The organism is Microbacterium sp. AC145, from assembly GCF_979258505.1.
In genome coordinates this window covers 1,191,303-1,211,307 of sequence record NZ_OZ409859.1, presented here as the reverse complement: position 1 = coordinate 1,211,307, position 20,005 = coordinate 1,191,303, and the positions used below count along the sequence as shown (strand labels likewise).

The 20,005-nt window shown below is 68.3% G+C and carries 26 protein-coding genes; 3 read left to right on the top strand and 23 right to left on the bottom strand.

Annotated features, from left to right (window positions below):
• Positions 1 to 2 precede the first annotated feature (2 nt).
• From ACZZZN_RS05950 to ACZZZN_RS05845, 22 genes are all read right to left on the bottom strand, one after another.
• On the bottom strand, positions 3 to 659 hold the full coding sequence (locus ACZZZN_RS05950; RefSeq protein ID WP_463504269.1) for a FliM/FliN family flagellar motor switch protein: 657 nt from the start codon (positions 657 to 659) through the stop codon (positions 3 to 5).
• Positions 656 to 1,552, bottom strand: a complete 897-nt coding sequence (locus ACZZZN_RS05945; protein WP_463504268.1) for a flagellar motor switch protein FliM — start codon at positions 1,550 to 1,552, stop codon at positions 656 to 658. Before ACZZZN_RS05945 ends, ACZZZN_RS05950 begins: the two co-directional genes overlap by 4 nt.
• A 23-nt stretch (positions 1,553 to 1,575) precedes the next feature.
• Entirely contained in the window at positions 1,576 to 2,397 is an 822-nt protein-coding gene (locus tag ACZZZN_RS05940; protein ID WP_463504267.1) for an OmpA/MotB family protein, read from the bottom strand.
• The gene (locus ACZZZN_RS05935; protein WP_463504266.1) at positions 2,394 to 3,185 is read right to left on the bottom strand and encodes a motility protein A; all 792 of its coding nucleotides are present in this window, start codon (positions 3,183 to 3,185) and stop codon (positions 2,394 to 2,396) included. The genes ACZZZN_RS05940 and ACZZZN_RS05935 overlap by 4 nt, the downstream gene beginning before the upstream one ends.
• A 2-nt stretch (positions 3,186 to 3,187) precedes the next feature.
• Positions 3,188 to 3,403 carry a flagellar FlbD family protein gene (locus tag ACZZZN_RS05930; RefSeq protein ID WP_463504265.1) on the bottom strand — a complete coding sequence of 72 codons (216 nt, stop codon included), beginning with the start codon at positions 3,401 to 3,403 and terminating at the stop codon, positions 3,188 to 3,190.
• A gap of 136 nt (positions 3,404 to 3,539) precedes the next feature.
• Positions 3,540 to 4,706: a flagellar hook protein FlgE gene (locus tag ACZZZN_RS05925; RefSeq protein WP_463504264.1), complete on the bottom strand. Its 1,167-nt coding sequence runs from the start codon at positions 4,704 to 4,706 to the stop codon at positions 3,540 to 3,542.
• 32 nt (positions 4,707 to 4,738) lie between these two features.
• Positions 4,739 to 5,221: a flagellar hook capping FlgD N-terminal domain-containing protein gene (locus ACZZZN_RS05920; RefSeq protein ID WP_463504263.1), complete on the bottom strand. Its 483-nt coding sequence runs from the start codon at positions 5,219 to 5,221 to the stop codon at positions 4,739 to 4,741.
• Positions 5,222 to 5,233: 12 nt separating this feature from the next.
• Positions 5,234 to 6,721 carry a flagellar hook-length control protein FliK gene (locus tag ACZZZN_RS05915; protein WP_463504262.1) on the bottom strand — a complete coding sequence of 496 codons (1,488 nt, stop codon included), beginning with the start codon at positions 6,719 to 6,721 and terminating at the stop codon, positions 5,234 to 5,236.
• Positions 6,718 to 7,110: a hypothetical protein gene (locus ACZZZN_RS05910; RefSeq protein WP_463504261.1), complete on the bottom strand. Its 393-nt coding sequence runs from the start codon at positions 7,108 to 7,110 to the stop codon at positions 6,718 to 6,720. The genes ACZZZN_RS05915 and ACZZZN_RS05910 overlap by 4 nt, the downstream gene beginning before the upstream one ends.
• Complete coding sequence (locus ACZZZN_RS05905; protein WP_463504260.1) at positions 7,107 to 7,532, bottom strand: flagellar export protein FliJ; 426 nt, start codon at positions 7,530 to 7,532, stop codon at positions 7,107 to 7,109. Before ACZZZN_RS05905 ends, ACZZZN_RS05910 begins: the two co-directional genes overlap by 4 nt.
• Positions 7,529 to 8,848 carry a FliI/YscN family ATPase gene (locus tag ACZZZN_RS05900; RefSeq protein WP_463504259.1) on the bottom strand — a complete coding sequence of 440 codons (1,320 nt, stop codon included), beginning with the start codon at positions 8,846 to 8,848 and terminating at the stop codon, positions 7,529 to 7,531. Before ACZZZN_RS05900 ends, ACZZZN_RS05905 begins: the two co-directional genes overlap by 4 nt.
• Positions 8,848 to 9,495, bottom strand: a complete 648-nt coding sequence (locus ACZZZN_RS05895) for a FliH/SctL family protein (RefSeq protein WP_463504258.1) — start codon at positions 9,493 to 9,495, stop codon at positions 8,848 to 8,850. Before ACZZZN_RS05895 ends, ACZZZN_RS05900 begins: the two co-directional genes overlap by 1 nt.
• 122 nt (positions 9,496 to 9,617) lie before the next feature.
• Positions 9,618 to 10,706: a flagellar motor switch protein FliG gene (fliG, locus tag ACZZZN_RS05890; protein ID WP_463504257.1), complete on the bottom strand. Its 1,089-nt coding sequence runs from the start codon at positions 10,704 to 10,706 to the stop codon at positions 9,618 to 9,620.
• Positions 10,703 to 12,346, bottom strand: a complete 1,644-nt coding sequence (fliF, locus tag ACZZZN_RS05885) for a flagellar basal-body MS-ring/collar protein FliF (RefSeq protein ID WP_463504256.1) — start codon at positions 12,344 to 12,346, stop codon at positions 10,703 to 10,705. The genes fliG and fliF overlap by 4 nt, the downstream gene beginning before the upstream one ends.
• A gap of 3 nt (positions 12,347 to 12,349) precedes the next feature.
• A complete protein-coding gene (gene fliE, locus ACZZZN_RS05880) occupies positions 12,350 to 12,667 on the bottom strand; it encodes a flagellar hook-basal body complex protein FliE (protein ID WP_463504255.1) in 318 nt (105 codons plus the stop codon).
• A complete protein-coding gene (gene flgC, locus ACZZZN_RS05875; RefSeq protein WP_463504254.1) occupies positions 12,667 to 13,059 on the bottom strand; it encodes a flagellar basal body rod protein FlgC in 393 nt (130 codons plus the stop codon). Before flgC ends, fliE begins: the two co-directional genes overlap by 1 nt.
• The gene (flgB, locus tag ACZZZN_RS05870) at positions 13,056 to 13,403 is read right to left on the bottom strand and encodes a flagellar basal body rod protein FlgB (RefSeq protein WP_463504253.1); all 348 of its coding nucleotides are present in this window, start codon (positions 13,401 to 13,403) and stop codon (positions 13,056 to 13,058) included. The genes flgC and flgB overlap by 4 nt, the downstream gene beginning before the upstream one ends.
• 107 nt (positions 13,404 to 13,510) lie before the next feature.
• Complete coding sequence (locus ACZZZN_RS05865) at positions 13,511 to 13,789, bottom strand: hypothetical protein (RefSeq protein ID WP_463504252.1); 279 nt, start codon at positions 13,787 to 13,789, stop codon at positions 13,511 to 13,513.
• 6 nt (positions 13,790 to 13,795) lie between these two features.
• The gene (gene fliS / locus ACZZZN_RS05860) at positions 13,796 to 14,209 is read right to left on the bottom strand and encodes a flagellar export chaperone FliS (RefSeq protein ID WP_463504251.1); all 414 of its coding nucleotides are present in this window, start codon (positions 14,207 to 14,209) and stop codon (positions 13,796 to 13,798) included.
• A gap of 49 nt (positions 14,210 to 14,258) precedes the next feature.
• Entirely contained in the window at positions 14,259 to 15,626 is a 1,368-nt protein-coding gene (gene fliD, locus ACZZZN_RS05855; protein WP_463504250.1) for a flagellar filament capping protein FliD, read from the bottom strand.
• A 101-nt stretch (positions 15,627 to 15,727) separates the two neighbouring features.
• The gene (locus ACZZZN_RS05850; protein WP_463504249.1) at positions 15,728 to 16,588 is read right to left on the bottom strand and encodes a flagellin N-terminal helical domain-containing protein; all 861 of its coding nucleotides are present in this window, start codon (positions 16,586 to 16,588) and stop codon (positions 15,728 to 15,730) included.
• A gap of 106 nt (positions 16,589 to 16,694) precedes the next feature.
• Complete coding sequence (locus tag ACZZZN_RS05845; RefSeq protein ID WP_463504248.1) at positions 16,695 to 17,552, bottom strand: sigma-70 family RNA polymerase sigma factor; 858 nt, start codon at positions 17,550 to 17,552, stop codon at positions 16,695 to 16,697.
• 142 nt (positions 17,553 to 17,694) lie between these two features.
• Between ACZZZN_RS05845 and ACZZZN_RS05840 the strand changes: the two genes are divergently transcribed.
• Genes ACZZZN_RS05840 through ACZZZN_RS05830 form a run of 3 tightly spaced genes read left to right on the top strand, consistent with a single transcriptional unit; the run spans position 17,695 to position 19,303 of the window.
• Positions 17,695 to 18,285, top strand: coding sequence for a sulfite oxidase-like oxidoreductase (locus tag ACZZZN_RS05840; RefSeq protein ID WP_463504247.1), 591 nt, complete (start codon positions 17,695 to 17,697; stop codon positions 18,283 to 18,285).
• Positions 18,282 to 19,007, top strand: a complete 726-nt coding sequence (locus tag ACZZZN_RS05835; protein WP_463504246.1) for a ferredoxin reductase — start codon at positions 18,282 to 18,284, stop codon at positions 19,005 to 19,007. The genes ACZZZN_RS05840 and ACZZZN_RS05835 overlap by 4 nt, the downstream gene beginning before the upstream one ends.
• Positions 19,007 to 19,303: a DUF6510 family protein gene (locus tag ACZZZN_RS05830; protein WP_463504245.1), complete on the top strand. Its 297-nt coding sequence runs from the start codon at positions 19,007 to 19,009 to the stop codon at positions 19,301 to 19,303. Before ACZZZN_RS05835 ends, ACZZZN_RS05830 begins: the two co-directional genes overlap by 1 nt.
• Here ACZZZN_RS05830 and ACZZZN_RS05825 read toward each other — a convergent pair.
• Positions 19,269 to 19,964 carry a GntR family transcriptional regulator gene (locus ACZZZN_RS05825; RefSeq protein WP_463504244.1) on the bottom strand — a complete coding sequence of 232 codons (696 nt, stop codon included), beginning with the start codon at positions 19,962 to 19,964 and terminating at the stop codon, positions 19,269 to 19,271. The genes ACZZZN_RS05830 and ACZZZN_RS05825 overlap by 35 nt on opposite strands.
• Positions 19,965 to 20,005: the final 41 nt, after the last annotated feature.

Below are 20,005 nucleotides of genomic sequence, written 5' to 3'. Positions count from 1 at the left end.
CGTCAGACCGTCTCGGCGCCGTCGAGGATGCGCTCCACACGGATGGCGAAGTCGCCCTCGGCGACCACGACCGTGCCGTGTCCGATCAGACGACCGTTGAGCTTGATGTCGGCCGGCGACCCCGCAGCACGATCGAGCTCGACCACGCGGCCGGGCTCGAGGGCGAGCACGTCGCGCACCGGCATCCGAGTGCGTCCGATCTCGACCACCAGCTCCATCTCCACCCCGGCGATCCGGCTGAGACGCTGCGGTCCCTGTGCCGATGCCGGGTGTTCTCCGTCGATCCGCACGGACGTGCGGGCGACCACGGCGCCGTCGGCGTCGACGAGGTCGAACACCTGAGCACCCCGCTGGGTGAAGGTCTCTGCGGCATCGACAGACTCGGTGCCGCCGAGCGCCCCGGCACCGAGCACCGCCGCAGCCGACTCGAAGATCGGATGCAGTCGATCGGCGAGCCGCGCCGTGGGCGATCCGTCGTCGAGCTGCGACGGATCGATGATCTGGATCGCGATACGCGCACCGGGCGTGCCGGTGACGGTCACGGCGACAGCGTCGCCCGCCGCACCGGGGTCCGTCGACGGCGTCGGAATCACGGGGTAGGCGAACGGCAGCCTGCCGGCAATCGCCGCGGCGACGGCGGTCTCGTGGAAGGTGCTCATCTGTGGGTCTCCTCGGGAATGGTCATGATCTTGCAGGTCAGGCGCGAGCCCCGGCTGCCCGGGGTGGCCCGGGCGATCGGCGTCGCACCCGCGACGAGCTCGAACGGAGCGGTCTCGGCGTGGGGAAGCCTCAGCAGGTCACCGGGCGCGAGATCGAGCACCTCACCGGCACCGATCGTCAGCGGAGCGAGGCGCAGCGTGAGCTCGAGCGGCGTGCTGCGCACCTGGTCCAGCGTCTGCCGAGGTGTGTGTTCGGCGGCAGAGTCCGATCCCGACGCCGCGAGGCGATCGACCACGGTCGACGCCGGGAGCATGACCGTCGCCGTGCTCTCCACATCGCCCAGACGCATCGTGTACCGGGCGACGATGACGGCAGCGGCGGCCGAGATCACCTGCATGTACTGCGGGTTGTAATGAACGGCCGTGTATCGGGGTTCGCTCGGCAGAAGAGCACCCAGGCTCGCATGCAGGTGCTCGAACGTGCCCTCCATGAGGTTGCGCACGAGCGCGAGCTCGATCGGCGTGAAAGTGCGTGCATCGGGCGGGGCGGTCGTTCTGCCACCCATCATCTGGACCACCCAGAGCAGCGCGCTGTCGAGCGCGAACTGCACGACGCAGGGCTCGTCGCGTCCATCGAACGCTCCCGTGACCATGGCGGTCGTACTCGGCAGCGTCTCGGCGTACTCCTCATAGGAGATCAGGTCGACGCTCTCGAGCGCGAGGTGCGCCCGCACCCTGATCTTCGCGGTCAGCTGAGACGACCACAGGCGTGCGAACGATTCGAATGCGGCCTCGAGGTGGCGCGTGCTCTCGCGTCCGAGTTGCGCCGGGCGACTGAAGTCGTACTCGGCGTACCGCGCCACGGACTCATCCGTCCGTGCGGATGCGGTCATCGGAGTCTCCTCGACTGTCGTGTTCATCTGCGGTCAGCTCCCCCGGCGGCAGCCGCGATCGCCGGGATCAGCGCTCGCACCTGCTCTTCCTCTGTCGATTCGACGACGATGTCGACGCGTCTGTTCCCTGCCAGAGCCTCGGGGCTGTCTCCGGCGACGAGAGGACGCGTGTCGGAGAACGCTGTCGCCTTCACCCTCGGGCCGCCCACTCCTTCGTGCTCGACCAGGAAGCGCGCGACCTGAGTGGCTCGGCCCCCGGACAGCTCCCAGTTCGTGGGGTACGGGTCGGCCGAGACACGATGGTCCGCGTGTCCCTCGACGCTGACCTGGTTGCCGACGGTCAGCAGCACATCGCCGATCGCGTCGAGCACGGCATCGGCTTTGCCCGACAGCGACGTGCTGTTGTCGGCGAAGAACGTCTCCGCTCCGATCAGGCCGACGTTGAGGCCGCGGTCATCGATCACGAACTCGACGGCATTCTGAAGCCCGTGCACTTCGAGCGCGGCATGCATCCGCTCCTGCAGATCCTCGAGCGATTCGTACTCGACCTCGGCGCGAGCTCTCAGGTCGACGACGCCGTCCTCGTCCTGCAGCTCCGGCGGGATCACCATGCCCTCGGCCGTGTCGGCACCGCCCTCGGTGCTCTCCTGGCCGAATCCGGTCGCCAGACTGTTGGCGAGCAGCTCGAACTTCGTCTTATCGACGTTCGAGACGGCGAACAGCACGATGAACAGGCACATCAGCACCGTGACCATGTCGGCGTACGAGACCGCCCAGCGCTCGTCCGGCTCGTCATGGGTGTCTTCGTCATGGCCCCGCCCGCGTGATCGACGACTCGCGCTCACGGAGATTCCTCCGAGGGCTGACCCTTCTTCTTGGCGGCCTTGGGCTTGACCGTCGACAGGGCCTCGAGTCGTTCCTGCAGAAGGTGGGGTGCGCTGCCGGCCTGGATGGCGAGCATGCCCTCCGAGACCAGTGTCATCCGCTCGAGCTCGACGGCGCCGATGCGACTCAGCCGCCCGGCGATCGGGTTCCAGATGAAGTTCGCGGAGAGCAGCCCCCACAGCGTGGCGACGAACGCGGCGGCGATCATCGGCCCGAGATGGTCGGGCTCGTCGAGCTTCTCGAGCACGTGCGTGAGCGAGACGACCGTGCCGACGATGCCGATCGTCGGCGCATATCCGCCGAGCGAGGCGAAGAACTTCGCGGCGACCCGGTTGCGCGACGAGGTCGCGGTGATCTCGTCATCCATCGTCAGGCGCAGGTCCTCGGCGTCGGTGCCGTCGGCGAGTGCCTGAAGCGCCTGGCGAGTGAAGACGTCGGGAGCCGAGTCGAGTTCCTGCTCGAGAGACAGCAGCCCCTCACCGCGAGCCTTCTCGGCGTAACCGACGAGGAAAGGGATCACCGCCTCGGGTGTCGCCTTCGGTCCGCGCACCATGCGTCCGAGGCTCTTGACCGCGATGATCGTGTCGCGCATCGTGTGGCTCGCGATGCCGACACCGATGGTCGACCCGAGCACCAGGATCATCGGAGCGGGGATGAGCAGCGCCTGGAAGCTCGCGCCCTCCATCGTGATCATCGCGACCAGCGCGCCGAACGCGAGGATCACTCCGATGATGAATGCGGGATCCATCGTCACTCCCCCGACTTCGCGCTCATCGCCTGCGCGACGTGCAGCACTCTGGCGCGATAGGCCACGATGAGGTCGATGACGGCCTCGAGATCCTCGGCGACGACGTACACGTGACCGTCGATCATGTGCAGGGTCGTGTCGGGCGATGCCTGGATACGTTCGATCAGGTCGGGGTTGACCGCGAACCGCGTGCGGTCGAGGCGGGTGACGGTGATCATCGGATCGTCTCCGAGCGTGGGAGGAGGGGCAAGTCCACCTGACTATCGCGACGCGGATGCGCTGCGGTAACCGGAGCACGCGAGGGCTCCCCGCGATCCGCGGGGAGCCCTCGTCATGGTGCGGCGGATGCCGGGATCAGCGCTTGAGCTGTGTCAGCTCCTGCAGGACCTCGTCGCTCGTGGTGATGATGCGGGCGTTCGCCTGGAAGCCGCGCTGCGCCACGATCAGATTGGTGAACTCCTGGGAGAGGTCCACGTTGCTCATCTCGAGCGCACCCGAGACCAGGTCGCCGAACCCTGCCTGGCCGGGCTCGCCCATGCGCACGGCGCCGGAATTGACAGACGGGCGATAGGCGCTTCCGCCGGCCTTCTCGAGTCCCTCCGGGTTCGCGAAGGTCGCCATCGCGATCTTGCCCAGGGTCTGGGTGGCCCCGTTGCTGAACGTGCCCACGATCGAGCCGTCTCCGGTGATGCTGTACGACTTGAGCGTGCCTGCGGCCGCACCGTTCTGCTCGGTGACCGCCACCGTCGACAGCGTCGCGTACCCGGTGACCGCACTGAGGTCGACGCTCACGCCCCCGACTGCGAGGGTGAGACCGGGAGGGGTCTGGGCGCCGTCGGTGAAGGCGAGCGCTCCGGTGGCGCCGCTGGTCGGCTCTTCGACATCCCAGCCCGTGGCCGTCTTGGTGAAGGTCAGGCTCAGCGTCGAGGGGGCGCCCTGCGCGTCGTAGATCTCGACATCGCGGACGAGCTCGTCGCCGACCTCCGCCGTCGAGGGGAGGTTGCCCGTGACGGCCGCCGTGGTCGTCGCCCGCGCCGGCGACACCGCGTCGAGGGGCAGCACGATGTTGCCGACGGCCTGCCCGGTGTTGACCACGCCGTCCTGCGCCGACCAGCCCTGCACGACGGCTCCGTCGGCCGTGACCATCTTGCCGGTGGGATCGAAGGAGAACCCTCCCGCGCGGGTGTAGAGCGTCTCTCCACCCGAGCGCACGGCGAAGAACCCGTCACCCGAGATCATGAGGTCGCCCCCTCGACCGGTCGCCTGAGCCGACCCCTGCGCGAAGTTGGTGCGCACACCGGCGACCTGCACGCCGAGACCGACCTGCGCGGGGTTGCGCCCGCCGACCTCGTCGTCGGGGATGCCGGGGTTGCCGATGAGCTGTGAGAGCGAGTCCTGGAACAGCACGGAGGATCCCTTGAAGCCTGCGGTGTTGACGTTGGCGATGTTGTTGCCGGTGACATCGAGCATGGTCTGGTGCGAACGGAGGCCGGAGATACCGGAGTAGAGCGAGCGGAGCATGTGTGTCTCTCTTCCTGTGTGGGTATGCGAGGTCAGGCCGCGGCGGGGGTTTCCGGCGCGGTGGGGGTCTGGGGTGCTGCAGGGGTCTGGGTGGGTGCGGGCTGCGTGGCGACACCGGTGATGGCGTCGAGCGAGATGCTCTTGTCGCCGATGGTCACCTGGGGAACGGGGCCGTCGAACGACACCTTCGTCACGATGCCGGTGATCGTCTTGCCGTCGGCATCCTTGTAGCTGGCTTCCTGTCCGATCAGTGCCGTCGCCGCCTGGCGCATGTTCAGTGCGAACGCCTCGGTGCCGTTCTCGGACAGCGTGGTCAGCTGCTCCATCATCGCCAGCTGAGTGGTCTGCGAGATCATCTCGTTCGTGTCCATCGGGTTCGACGGATCCTGGTGGGTCAGCTGCGTGACGAGCAGCTTCAGGAAGACCTCGCCGTCGAGAGTCTGCTTGCGGGCCGCGGGGTCGGTCGTGCCCGTGGTGTGGATCGAGGTCGGTGCGCTCACGGCGTCGACGGTCATGGGTGAGTCCTCTCAGGCGAAGGTGTCGAGCCCCTCGCCTGAGCCGGCGAAGGTGCTGGTGCTGATCCGGATGACCTGGGCCAGGTCGTCCATGCGGTCGGTGGCGGCGCGTCGGTCGCGCTGCGGGGATGCGCCGTCACGAGAGGCCCCTTGCTCCCCCGCCGCCGCCTCGGATCCCGGGTGCCCTCCTCGGCCTGCTCCGGTGTCGGCCGCGACTGCGGTGCTCACCGAGAGGGTGGCGTGCGGCGACACGGATGCCAGATCGCGGCGCAGATCGGCGACGAGCGAACGCAGCGCGTCGCGGCCCGCATCGGTACCGCCGATCAACTCCACCTTCACATCACCGGCCTGACCGATGTTCGCGCGGACCGTGACGGGCCCCAGCGAGTCGGGATTCAGAGTCATGGTGAGCTGGTGTGCGCCGGCGGGTCGTTGAGCGATGCTGAGCACCGCCGGGGCGACCTGCGCGGCAACGGTGCGGGCACCGTCGGGAGCGACGGCGAGCGGCGCAGGAGGAGCGAGGACCGGAGCCATCGGGAGCATCGACGACGCGCCGGACGCGGCGCCGGAGGCACTGCCGGCGGTCGCGGCGGCGGGAGCCACGGACACCCCGCGATCGCCCGCCGAGAGGTCGACGCCGGTGATGGGTGCTGTGCCGCTCGCGGCGGACTCGGCGGAGGCGCGGATCTCTGCGTACGACCCCATGGGCGCGGGCAGAGACGACAACGTGCGAGTCGGTGTCGGCGAGGCAGAAGCCCCATCGCGCTCAGCCCCGGACTCCGACGAACCCGACGACTGCGCCTGAGCAGACAGTCGTGGCTGCTCGGCATCCGACGACGAGTCGGGCGCCACCGCAGCAGTGCGGCCACTGGTCGACGGGCCCTGTGCCTCCACCGCGGATGCCGCGCCGCGGCCGACCTGCGGGGCATCGGCACTGTCGGATACGACGGCGGATGCCGCTGCCGGAGCGACCGCGGATGCGGCGGCACGCACGCCCTGGTCATGGCGCATCTCCGATCCCTCGACCGCGGTCGTCACGGCCGGGGACTCGGCGAACGGAGGGATCGACGTCGGCTCGACCTGCGTCGTGCTCGGCTCGCCGGCACCGGGCGCAGCGATGATCTGCTCGTCTGCGCCGTGCTCGCCGGTAGCGTGCTCGTCAGCGCCCGGCTTCTCCGGGCCCTGCCCGTCCGCGCCCGTCGACAGCGTGCTCTCATCGACGGCTGCCACGTCGACTCCGCCGAACAGCGCGGCCGCAGCGGCGATGTCCCTGGCATCCGCAGGTGCCGCCCCCGACCGGGCTGCGACGTCACCCGACGATGCCGCGTCTTCGGTGATGCCGTCGTTCGAGGGGGACTCGCCCGACACCGCCGCGCGTTCGCGAACCTGCACGATGATCTCGCCGAAGCGAGCCTCCGCCTCCCCCACCTCCCGGCGCTGAGCGGGGTTCTCCGAGGATGCTCCGCCGACCGATGCGCCCAGCAGACTCACCGCGGTCATCCGATCAACCCGGCGTACTGCGTGAGCGACGAGGCCCCGCCACTCGAGCCGGTGTTCGCGGCGAACAGAGTCTGCAGAGCTGTCGCCAGCTCGGCAGTGCCTGCATTCGTCTGCGTCGCCGATGCCGTGCTCTGAGACGATGCGGCAGCGGTCTGGTCCGCCGGATCAGTCGATGCGAGGGCCCCGGACCCCTCGGGGATCGCGGTCTTCGCCGCCTCCAGGAGCCCGGCGAACGCCGATGCCGATGCGGACTCGGCCCCCGCACCCGATGTCGCGGGTGTCGCCGACGTCGCCGACTCGACGGATGCAGCCCGAGCAGTGGGATCCAGTGAGACGATGCGGCTCTCGATCTCGCCGACGCGGGCGAGCACGCCGTCCAACCCGCTCACGCCGCACTCCCCTCTCCGCGTGCCGCACGGGCGACAGCGATCTCGTCGAGTCGGCTCTGCTCGGCCGACAGGTCTGCGCGCGCCTCCTCGACTCGATGGGTGCTCTCGAGCCGTTCGAGACCCTTCAGCTCACGCCGCGACTCGACATGCGCGTCCTTCGCGTCCGCCTCCGCCGCCCGCCGCAGCTCGGTGAGTGCCTGCAGATCGCTGAGCGTGCTGCGTCCGGCGGCACGGGCGGCCGCCATCGCGAGCAGAGTGTGCGCATCGCCGACCTGAGCACCGAGCTCGGCGAGGCTCGCTCGAACGTCCTGTGCCGCGGATTCGGTGTGCACGCGATCAGCGGTCGCGCGCGAGAGCCGCTCGGCGGCGACACGTTCCTGGGCACCGCGCACCCGCAGCAGCCCTGCCAGAGGGAAGGTCATGAGGTGAGTCCTCCGAACTCGTCAGTGAGGGCAGCCAGTCGCTGCCAGGATTCGTCCGTCGCGCTCAGGTGATCCATCGGCTGGGTCAGGAACCCCGCGATGTCCTGCTCGTGCGCGAGAGCGGCGTCGACGAGCGGATTCGCTCCCTGACGGTAGGCACCGATGTCGATCAGATCGTTCGCCGCACGGCGGGCGGCGAGCACGCTGCGCAATGCCACCGCCTGCTGTCGCTGCTGAGGGGTCGTGATCTTCGACACCACACGCGACACGGATCCGAGCACATCGATGGCGGGGAAGTGTCCTCGTATCGCGAGCGAACGATCGAGCACCACATGCCCGTCGAGGATGCCGCGCGCCGCGTCGGCGATCGGCTCGTTGTGGTCGTCGCCGTCGACGAGCACCGTGTAGAGACCGGTGATCGACCCGGTCTCCGCGGTGCCCGCGCGCTCGAGAAGTCTCGCCAGCACCGAGAACGTCGACGGCGGGTAGCCCCGCGTAGCCGGCGGTTCGCCGGCACTGAGTCCTATCTCGCGCTGTGCCATCGCCACACGGGTCAACGAATCCATCATCAGCACGACGTCGAGGCCGTCATCACGGAACTGCTCCGCGATGCGGGTCGCGACGAAGGCCGAGCGCAGACGTGCCATGGCGGGTTGGTCGGACGTCGCGACCACGACGACCGAGCGGGCGAGTCCCTCCGGTCCGAGGTCGTCTTCGAGGAACTCTCGCACCTCACGCCCGCGCTCGCCGACGAGGGCGATCACCGTGACATCGGCCGACGATCCGCGAGCGATCATCGACATGAGCGATGACTTGCCCACGCCCGATCCTGCGAAGAGACCGAGTCGCTGGCCCGAGCCGACCGGGGTCATCGTGTCGAGCACGCGCACGCCGAGACCGAGCTGACGGTCGATCCGTCGTCGGGTGATGACGTTCGGCGCGTCGTGGTCGAGCGGCACGAGCGGTACGGCGTGACCGAGCGGCCCCTTGCCGTCGATCGGTCGGCCCAGGCCGTCGAGCACCCGGCCGAGCAGTGCCCGCCCGGTCGGCACCTGGAGGGGCGCACCCCCGTGTCGCACCCGTGCGCGTGCCGTGATCCCGTCGAGTCGGGAGAGCGGCATACAACGTGCCGATCCCCCGTCGAGCGCCACGATCTCTGCCTCGACCGATCGTCCGGCCGTCGTGTCGATGCGCACCCGGTCGCCGACCGCGCCCGTGACTCCACGCACCTCGACACCGAGTCCACGTACCGCCTGCACCACACCCGTGTGCTCGGGGCGCGCGGCGACGAGGGCACGCTTCCAGGTCGCCGTCATCAGGATGCCTCGACGCCATCTTCGACGTCGCGTCGCAGCGCCGCCTGAACGCGCCGCAGAGCGGCGTGGATCCGCGTGTCGACCGCGCCGTCTTCGATCTCGATCACCGCACCGCCGGGATCCACCGCCGATGAGCCGATGACCTCGACACCTGCGGTGAAGCCGCGCAGCTCGTCATCGGCCTCGACGGTCCGCGCGTCCTGCTCGCTGAGGAGCGCTCTGGTCCACCGTTCGACGGGGACCTCGGCGATGGCTCTGCGCAGCGCATGAGCTGCGGTGCGCGCGGGATCCGAGAGCTCTGCGCCGAGAATCGTCGAGGCAAGCTCCAGGGCGAGCTGTTCGATGTCGTCGACCGCGACCTCTCTCAGGCCCACAGCCCGCGCGTCGAGCGCATCGCGTGCCGCGTCGAGAGCCCGAAGCGCCGATCCCCTCTGATGCAGGTACGCCTCGGCGAGCTCTCGCTGGCGTCGCTCCGCGACCGCTGCCTGATCAGCCGCCTCACCGCGCGCCCGCCGAAGACCCTCCGCGAAGCCTTCGGCATAACCGCGCGCTCGCGCCTGCTCGGCCTCTGCCCGAATGTCCACGGGCGCCTCGCCCACGCGCGGCACCACCAGCGGCGTGAAGGCGGAATCGAGCACGGTGGGCACCCCGGGAGTCGAAGGTCTGGCCTGTCCGTGGCCCGAAGGGCGAGCTATCCGTGCTCCCCCGTCACTATCGCGACGCTCGGCCGAAGACGTAACCAGCGTCGTGTCCCGCACCGGCGCAGGGATCACTCGATCAGCTCGTCCTCGTCCTCGCGGGAGATCGTGATCTCCTCGGACGCCTCGAGTTCGCGGATGATCCGCACGATCTCCGATCGCGCCTCATCGACCTGGCGCATGCGCACCGGTCCCAGGACTCTGGTCTCCTCCGCCAGGTTCTCCTGATTGCGCTCGGTCATGTTGGTGCGCACCTTCTCGACGATCTGCTCATCGGCTCCCTTGAGCGCGAGCGCGAGCATCCGCAGATCGATTCCACGGAGAACCCGCTGCGCGTCGCGGTCTTCGAGACGCGCGAAGTCGGCGAACGTGACCATGCGACTCCGGATGTCCTCGGCCAGGGCCAGATCGCGTCCTTCGAGAGACGCGAGCAGCGACTTCTCGAGCGCGGTGTCCGAGCGGTTGATGATCTCGACCAGAGGCTGCACTCCGCCGATCGACTCGTGGTTGTCGCGCATCGCGAAGACGCCGGTGCGCGAGCGCAACGAGTCGGCGACGATCGAGATGGCCTCCTGCGTCGCCGTGCCCATGGTCGCGATGGCCTGGGCGACGTCGGTGCGCAGCGGGTCCTGCAGAGCGGCGAGAACCGCGGCCGCACGATCTGCCCGCAGGTTCGCGAGCACCACGGCCACGGTCGTCGGCAGCTCACCCTCGAGGATCGTCGCGAGCTGGGCGGGATCAGCGGCGTTGAGGAAGTCGAAGGAGACAGAGCCCTGCGACATCACGCGCCCGACCATCCCGACGGCCTTCTCGCGCCCGAACGCCGTCTCGAGCAGTCCGGTCGCCAGCTCCTGCCCGCCTCGAGACGGCACAGAGCCACCTGTCGCGATGCGCCGGAACTCGCCCAGAGCGCGGGCAGTGGAGGCCACATCGACGCCGCCCAGCTGCGTGAGTTCGGCCGCCAGCATCTCCGAGCGCTCCTCGCCGAGGTGACGCAACACCTCGGCGCCCGCGGCACGGTCCATGTTCATGAGCACGATGGCGGCCTTGCGCAGGCCGCTCATCTCCTGGCCGGGGATCGATGCGGGAGAGGGCGTCAGCGCCGTGGACACCTCCACGGTGTCGGCCTGTGCATCGAGCAGTTCGGTCAGCGCGCTCATACCCTCGCCTCATCCATCAGGCTCGCGAGTGCGACCGCGATCGACTCGGGCTCGCGCTTCGCCAGGTCGTCGATCTCACGGCGACGACGCTCGACCAGCATCTGGTCGGGCTCGCGCTCGTCATCATCGAGGTCGACGGAGGCCGACGGCAGCAGCGTGGTGGGGGCAGGCAGCGGGATCGCATCCGACTCCTTCAGGCCACGCAGCGACTTCAACTTCTGCTCTTCGCTCTCGGTCACGGTCGCGAAGTACTCGATCGGTCCGTCCTCGGTGTACATCACTCGGCGCTTCATCTTGCGCCGCACCGCCAGGAAGACGACGAGGATGATCACCGCGAGAAGGATCGATCCGCCGATGATCGCGGCGCGCAGCAGCTCCTGCTGCATCTGGGCGGCCTGCTCGGCCTCCGCCGCCTGCAACGCGGCCTGGGCTGCGGTCGCACCCGTCTCGCTGAACTCGACGAACTCCACCGCGATCGCATCGCCCCGTTCCAGGTCGATCCCTGCCGCCGAGGCGACGAGTGTCTCGACCTGGGCGGCCGTGACGCCGGTGACCGCTCCGCGATTGAGGGCGATGCTCACCGTCTGCCTGGTGACCTCGCCGGCGGGGGTGACGGTCTTCTCCGTCGACTTGTTCACGGCGTTGTCCCGTGACGTCTCCTCGAACTCGTACGCCCCATCGCCCGCCGCACCGTTCGGAACGGCGATGTTGTCAGGGCCGAGCACACCGGTTCCCCCGCCTTGCCCGCCGGTGTAGGTCTCGGTCTTGGTCTGCTCCGAGGCGCTGAGTTCGCCCTCCGGAGCGGTATACGTCTCTTCCATCCGCTCGGACGTCGAGTTCGCGACATCCGCCGAGACGGTCACGGTGGCGTTTCCGGGACCGACGATCGTCTCGAGCATCGAGCTCACGGATGCCGCGACCTTCGCCTCGTGCTCGGTGGCCTGCTTCGAGGAGTTCCCGGTGAGACCTGCGCCGACGGCCGAGAGCACCGCGCCGTTCTGATCCGTGACGGCGACGTCCTCCGGGGTCATTCCCGGCACTGCGGCGCTCGTGAGGTGCACGATGGCCTCGATCTTCTCGTCACCCAGCGTCGACCCGTTGCGGGTCTTGACGAAGACGGATGCGGTCGGGCTCTGCTGCTCCGACACGAAGACACTCTCTTCGGGGATGGCGAGCTGCACGGATGCCGCGGTGATGCCGTCCATCGATCCGATGGTGCTCGCGAGCTCGCCCTCGATGGCGCGCTTGTACGTCACGGACTGTTGGAACTCGCTCGCGGTCACACCCATCTTGTCGAGCAGCGTGTAGCCCTCGCTCGAGTCACCGGGAAGACCGGCAGCGGCGGCACTGAGCCGCTGCGCATAGACCTGATCATCGGGTACCAGGATCGTCGCGCCGCCCTCGGCGAGCTCGTAGGAGACCCCCGCGGTCTTGAGCTGATCGACGACCGCGGAGGCGTCTCCCGCGCTCAGACCGGTGAACAGCGGGCTCATCTGCGGCCGCGCGAGCCATGACCCCAGTGCGATGGCCCCCATGACCAGCAGCGCCACGCCGATGATGGCGATGGTCCGCTGGGCGAGGGTGAAACCCGAGACGACCTGCTTCGCGCGGTCGAGATAACCCGTCAGCATCTTCGGCATCGTTTAGGCCTGCATCCTCATGATCTCGTTGAAGGCTGAGACGCTTCGGTCTCGCACGGCGACGACCAGGTCGAGCGTCACCGAGGCCCGCGATGAGGCGATCATCGCCTGATGGATGTCCTGCAGGTCTCCGGTGACGGCCTGCACCGAGAGTTCGTTCGACGACGCCTGCAGCTGTTGCAGGTTCTCCATCGCTCCCGACATCGAGTTCGCGAACGCGCCGCCGCCGGTCGCGCTCGGAGCCTCGACATCGCGTTCGAAGCTCAGCGCCGAGAGCGGGCTCACTCCTGCGGCCGAGATTCCCTCGATCGGGGTGCTCATCAGTTGCGTCCGATCTGCAGCGCTGCTTCGTAGGTCGTCTTGGCACGGTCGACGACTGCTGCGTTCGCCTCGTAGCCGCGCTGGGCGACGATGAGCATGCTCATCTGGTCGCCGAGTTCGATGTTCGGGTACTCCACATAGCCGTCCGCGTCGGCGTAGGGGTGCTCAGGGTCGTACACGCGCTTGGCCTCGGCCTCCGACTCGGCGACACCGGTGACGTACACGCCCGGGCTCTCGGTGCCCGCCTGAACCGTGACGAGCTTCTCGCGGAACGCCTCTTCGCCCGCGGGCGTCACCGTGTTGGCGTTGGCGATGTTGTCGCTGAGCGCGTCGAGCCACTTGCGGTGTGCGGTGAGTCCTGTGCCGGCGATGCCGATCGCGTCGAAGGTCATGCGGATGCCTGTCCGATCGCCTTGGAGATCGATGCGGCCTGCCCGCCGATGGCCTGGCTCGCGAACTGGAAGCGCAGCACGGTGTCGATGTTCGACAGGGTCTCTGTGTCGAGGTTGACGTTGTTGCCGTTGATCCGGGTCGGCTCGAGCGAACGTTCGACGGTGGGAGCGACGGCTCCCGACCCCGCTGACACGGCGGAGCGGAGTTCGTCTTCGAACTGCACGCGCTTGGCGTGATAGCCCGGTGTGTTGACGTTGGCGATGTTCTCGGCGATCGAACGCTGACGCAGAGCCAGACCGTCGAGCGCGCTGATCAGCGCGGAAGAGGTAACGGATTCGAGCACGGGGGCACTCCGGACGTCGTGGGAGAAGCCGATCCCTGGCCAATCATCGAGCGATCCGTGCTCGGGTGGGACTATCGCGACAGTGGAGGGCGGCGTAACCGCTTCGTTCAGCCTTCTACGTCGAGGTAGGCAGGGGTGCCGCCGGGAGCCGTCGGCACCCGGCGGAGAGCCGCGATCTCGCGCGCGACGTTCGCACGCGAGGCGACGAGGCCCCCGATCATGAGCTGCTGGCGGGCCAGCACCGCTTCGGCTCGCTCACGCAGCTGCTCCGGGACGGCGCCAGGGGGCCGGTCGAAGTCTGCGGGCGCCATCTGATCGTCGGCGGCATCGAGTGCGCGTTCGAACTGGTCGAGCACCGCGAGCCACGCCGTGAGGTTGTCGGGCACGGGCGGTCAGGCCGTCGCCGTGGCGATGCCGTGAGACGAGCTGGCCGTCGAGGCCGCGGCCTGGTGCCACGCCTCTCGAAGCGGGGCGACGATCTCGCGGCACTCGGTCGTGATCGACCGATCCCGATCGATGTTCGCGGCGATGAGACGCCCGGTCAGGTACGCATAGAGGCCACGGAGGTCATCCGCGCCGTCCCAGACGTCGCTGAGCGAGCCGTTCAGCTCCGCCACGATCCATTGCGCGTGGGTCAGGTGCGTGCCGGCGGCGATCCAGTCACCGGCGTCCTGTGCGACACCGGCACGGTCGACATCGACGAGCAGCCGGTCGTACAGGAGCACCAGCAGGCGCTCGGGCGACGCCGAGGCGACCTGCTGCTCGAGGTACTGCTGCTTGGCACGGTCCAGAGAGGTGATGGGCATGATTCCGGGCTCCAATGCGGATGCGGATGAGGTGTCAGGGTGGGTTGGCTCAGGACGATGATGAGCTGGGCGTCATCGCGGCGAGCTGACCGGTGAGCCAGCTCGACTGCGACTGCAGCTTGGAGAGCTGCACCTCGAGCTGCGCGTAGGTGCGCTCGAGCGTGGCGCGACGCTGCTCGAGCCTGATGTCCCACCGCTCGACCTGGGTCTTCAGGGTCTTGACCTCGGATTCCTGACCCGTGATGCGTGCCGTGAGCAGTCCGTCGTACTTGTCGGAGTACTGCGTCGTCACCCCTTCGAGTCGGCTCGCGATGGCGGAGAACAGCTCCTGGGTCGCTTCGGGGTCGTCGGCCACGGCCGCAGCGAACTTCTCGGCATCGAACGAGAGCACGCCCTTGTCGCTGATCGTGATGCCGATCGTCGAGGGCGAGATCCCGTCGACCGGATGCTGCACGGCATTGGCGAGTGCTCCGCGGAGGTTGCGCACGGTGCTGTCGCCGGTGAAGACCCCGAGAGTCGTGGACTCGCCGACATCGCCGACCGTCGCCTTCGAGCCGTTGTCGATGCGCGTCAGCAGCGCGGCGATCTCCTTGATGAAGGTCTGGGCCGTCGTCGTCTGCTTCTTCTCGTCACGCGCGACCGTCACCGTCACGGGGTCGGTGCTCGGCTTCGTGATCGTGACGTCGATGCCCTCACCCACGCTGATCGTGTTGCTGGCGCTCGTGAGCGTCTGCTCGGCCGCGGTGCCTGCGAAGAGTCGCACCCGGGCGTCCGCACCCTGGGTGAGGATCGCCGCCCCGGTCTCTGCCCCCATGTCGGTGGCTGTCCCGGCGGCGACATCGGCTGCGGATCCGCGATGGATCGTGAACCCGCCGGCTTCGCCCGTCTCGATCGAGGTCAGCTGGATGCGCGAGAGCGGCTTGCCGTCGGCATCCGTTCCCGCGGGGACCACGGTGGCCATCACGCCTGCCTTGGCGTTGTTGATGGCCTTCGCGAGATCTTGGGGCCCGGTACCGGTCGGCGTGATCTCGACGGGCCCGCCGTCGGTACCGACCACGGTGAACGTGCCACCCCACGCGGAGGATCCGGCCGCGGCGGTCACGACGGAGTGCGCGGAGGCGACCGCGTCGACGACGATGCTCGTCGAGAAGGCATTCGCCGTCGAACCGGCGGTCACGGTCACGCTCTCCGACGAGGAGGACGCGATGAACGAGGAGAGCGATGTCGGCGTGGCTGCGGTCTTGGCCTTCGTGACGAGCTCCTGCAGTGTCGTGTTGAGAGACTGCAGGTTCGTGATGATCGAGTTTCGATCGGTGATCTTGTTGGTGATCAGCGTCTTGGGGATCGCCGACACGTCCATCAGCGCCTTGATGAGCTCTTCGGTCTTGAGCCCTGATACGAGTCCGTCGAGTTTCATCCCGGTCGTCTTCCGTGCGATGTGGTCAAGGTGTCCTACAGGAAGGCGCTCGGGCGGAGGTGACTCCGCCCGAGCGCCCGGTGCGCCTCAGGCGCAGCGACTCAACGGAGAAGCTGCAGGACGCCCTGGCCCGACTGGTTCGCCTGCGCGAGCATGGCGGTACCGGCCTGCTGCAGGATGTTCGAGGCGGTGTACTTGACCATCTCGGCAGCCATGTCGGTGTCGGCGATACGGCTCTTCGCAGCGCCGAGGTTCTCGGCCGAGACCTGCAGCGAGTTGATCGTCGACTCGAAGCGGTTCTGCACGGCACCGAGGTCGGCGCGAGCCGACGAGACGCTCTTGATGGCGGTGTCGACCGTGGTGATGGTCGCAGCGGCCACCGTCGGGTCGGCGAAGCCGTCGGTCGTCACGATGTCGGTGCGCAGCTGCGTCGTGAGCGCCTTGATGTTGGCGCTGGTCAGGTCGACGGTGATCTGGCTGGATGCAGAACCGTCGGCTCCCACCTGGAAGCTGAGAGTGCCGTCGCCGGCAGCTCCCGCGGTGCCGTCGAGCAGCTGGATGCCGTTGAAGTTGGCGCTGTCGGCGATGCGATCGAGCTCATCGACCAGCTGCGTCACCTCGGTGGTGATCGCGGTGCGCGAGTCGGCGTTGTTCGAGTCGTTGCCGGCCTGGACGGCGAGGTCACGCACGCGCTGAAGGATCGAGTGGACCTCGGTCAGTGCGCCTTCTGCGGTCTGGATGACCGAGATGCCGTCCTGAGCGTTGCGGGCTGCGACGTTCAGGCCGTTGACCTGCGAACGCAGACCCTCGGAGATGGCGAGACCGGCGGCGTCATCGGCTGCGCGGTTGATGCGCAGACCGCTCGAGAGCTTCTCGAGCGACTTCGAGACGTCGTTCTGGTTGACGGACAGGTTGCGGTACGCGTTGAGCGCGCCGACGTTGGTTGCGATCTGAAGACCCATGAGAATTCCTCCGTGGTTATGGGGTTGGACTCAGGTCCATCCGTGGACCCGTACTCCCCACATTCGCGACGCACGGATCGACCGTAACCGCCGCGAGGCGGAATTCTCAGACCGCCGCGAGCAGCCGCTCCGACACGGGCGGCACGACCGGTGCCGGCATGCCGAACAGCACCTCGAAGAACTCCGACTTCGCCTTGGTCGACCGGTCGCCGGTCGTGCCGTCTTCCCAGGCCTGCATGGCCTCGCGCATCAGCACGAGAGCCTTCGACCGCAGCTTCGAGACGTAGGCGTGGCTCACCGCCAGCTCCTCCGCGATGTCCTTGACCATCCGATCCTCGAGATAGATGCCGCGGACGACGTTCCGCATCGCCTCGGGCAGCGCCTCGATGACGCGCGTGAGCATCGTGCGCAGCTCCGACCTCTCCGCGGCGTGCTCGGGCAGGATCACGCTGTCGGTGAGATCGGCGGCCTGGCGCCCCGTCTCCACATCGAAGTGCGCCTCGAAGCTGGTGGCGGTGCGCACCATCTCGTCGAGCTTCAGCATCTCGGCGACCGCGGCGGCATCGAGGCCCGACTCCCTCGCCAGCTCGGCGGTCGTCGCCGCTCGTCCCGTCCGTGCGAGCACGGTCTCGGCAGCGACGCGCACCCGCTCGATCTTGTCGCGGCTGCGCTCCCCTGCGGGGTCGGCCCGACGCATCTCCGACAGCATCGCCCAGTTGATCTGTCCGCTCGCGAACGCACCGAACGGGATGCCTCGCGACGGATCGAACGACATCGCTGCTCGAGCGAGTCCCAGTCGAGCAGCCGAGAGCAGGTCGTCGAGATCGACGTGCGTCGCCGATCGCGCCTTCTCGACCGCGAGGAAGGTGGCGAGCGGCATGTTCTCGCGCGCGAGCTGCTCGGGCGTGAGGGGTGCGTCCTGAGATCTCTCAGAATCAGCAAAAACATCAGAATGACGCAGCAATGTGACTCCGAGATCTGTTCAACTGGTTTATCAGGAACATAGCAGGATTCACGCGTATACAAGTAAAAAGTTCACCGACTGGAAACACAGATCGCTTCAGAAGAGCGGTGCTCCGAACTCCACGTCTCAGTAGGATCGGTCCATGGCTGTGATCTCCCGCGGATTCGGTGCACGACGACGAGAATCCGACGACCGGCTCCCGCCCGGCCAGTACCTCACCTCCGACTTTCCCGTGCTCTCCGCGGGCCCCACGCCCCGCGTCGATACAGAGACATGGGAGTTCGCCGTCGTCGGGCTCGACGGCATCCGCCGCACCTGGTCGTGGGACGACCTGATGGCTCTCCCCATCGACACGATCACCACCGACATCCACTGCGTGACCCGCTGGTCCAAACTCGGCACCGAGTGGCGTGGAGTCTCGCTCGACCATCTGCTCGCCGATTCCGGCGACGGCGAGTTCACTCGAGTCTTCTCCTACGGCGGATACACGACGAACGTCCCGCGAGCCGATCTCACCGGTGGGAAGGCGTGGATCGCGTTCGAGTTCGACGGCCGACCGCTCGCCGCAGAGCACGGCGGCCCCGCGCGCCTCCTCGTCCCGCACCTCTACTTCTGGAAGTCGGCCAAGTGGGTCCACGGGCTCGATCTGCTCGAGAGCGACGAGCCCGGTTTCTGGGAGCAGAACGGCTACAACATGTACGGGGATCCGTGGAAAGAGGAGCGGTACTGGTGACCTCGGCGCCGGAGTGGCTGGTCGCCAGGGTCGTCGAGACGCGAGCGATCACCGCGCACGGACGGGTGCTGCATCTGCAGGTCGGCGGATGGCCGGGCAATCTGGCCGGCCAGCACGTCGATGTGCGTCTCACCGCAGAAGACGGCTATCAGGCCGTCCGCTCCTACTCGCTCGCCTCGACGGGAGACTCCGACGTCGTCGAACTCGCCGTCGACGAGGTGCCCGACGGCGAGGTCTCCCCTTACCTCGTTCAGGACGTGCGCCCCGGCGACGAACTGGAGGTTCGCGGCCCCATCGGCGGCTATTTCGTGTGGACCCCTGACCGACCCGAACCGGTGCAGCTCATCGCCGGCGGATCCGGCATCGTCCCTCTGCTCGCGATGGCGCGTGAACACGCGAGCGCCGCCAGCCATGCGCCCATGCGGATGCTCTACTCGGTGCGGAGTCCGGGTGATGCGTTCTACGCCGACGAGCTCGACGCCCTCGACGACTCGACCTTCGCTCTCGACTGGGCCTACACGCGCACCGCTCCCGACGGTGTCGCACGACCGGCCGGGAGGGTCGACGCGGCGACGATCTCGGCATCCACCATCTCAGCGTCGGAGAACCCGAGCGTCTACGTCTGCGGCCCGACGGGCTTCGTCGAGGCGGTCGCCGATCTGCTCGTCGCTGCAGGGCACTCTGCCGACCGCATCCGTACCGAGCGCTTCGGAGGTGCCTGATGGAACCCGCTCACCCCGCACAACCCGGCCACCGTGAGAGAGTCGACGGCAACGCGGCCGGAGGTCTCCTGCTCGAGCTGTTCGGCAGAGACATGACGAGCGCGCGAGCCGCGTGCATGCACTGCGAGCACGAGGCCGCGTTGGCAGACGCCATCGCCGAGCTGGACGAGGCCGGGATGATCCTGTTGTGTCGAGGATGCGGTCACACGATGCTGACTTATCTGCGCTCCGAAGGCCGAGCGACGCTCACCCTCGGGGGTCTCACTCGGCTGGAATGGACCGTGGAGTCCCCGTAGAGACATCGAGGGCGTCGACGAGCCGCTCCTCGGCCGATGCCAGGTGTTCTGCCAGCAGTGCCGCCGCGAGGTCTCCGTCGCCGGCACGCACAGCGTCCAACATCGCCGCATGCTGGGCGGCGATGACCTCGGCATCCAGCAGCTTCCGGTCCTGAACCTGTGCCATGCAGAGACGCACTTCGTCGAGCACGCTGCGGTACATCCGCGAGGTTCGCTCACTGCCCAGCGCGTCGATCACCGCCGTGTGGAATCGGAGATCGGGATCAACGGTCGCGGCGTCCGGGCCCGGCGGCATGGCGAGCAGCTCGGCGTTGGCATCGACCGCCGCCTGCGGGATCGCCCTGTCCAGCGCGAGCTCCCTGAGGGCTGCGCTCTCGAGACGGCTCCGCGTGCGATACACATCGCGCACCATCTCCGGGGCGATCGGAATGACGCGCGCACTTCGATGAGCCGTGCGCACGAGCAGGCCCGCGGCGACGAGCTGCTCGATCGCCGCCTTCGCGGTCGGCCGCGCGACGCCGTAGGCCGCAGAGACCCGCGCTTCGGTGAGTGCAGCCCCGGAGCCGAGCGCACCACTGAGTATCTCCGCCCGCAGCCGCATCGCGACGGCCTCGACGACGCCCACCACAGCGAGCGATGCGTGAGGAGAAGCGCCGGTCATGCGACCAGCGTAGACGACTCCTCGGGTTTAGGTATTCTTGT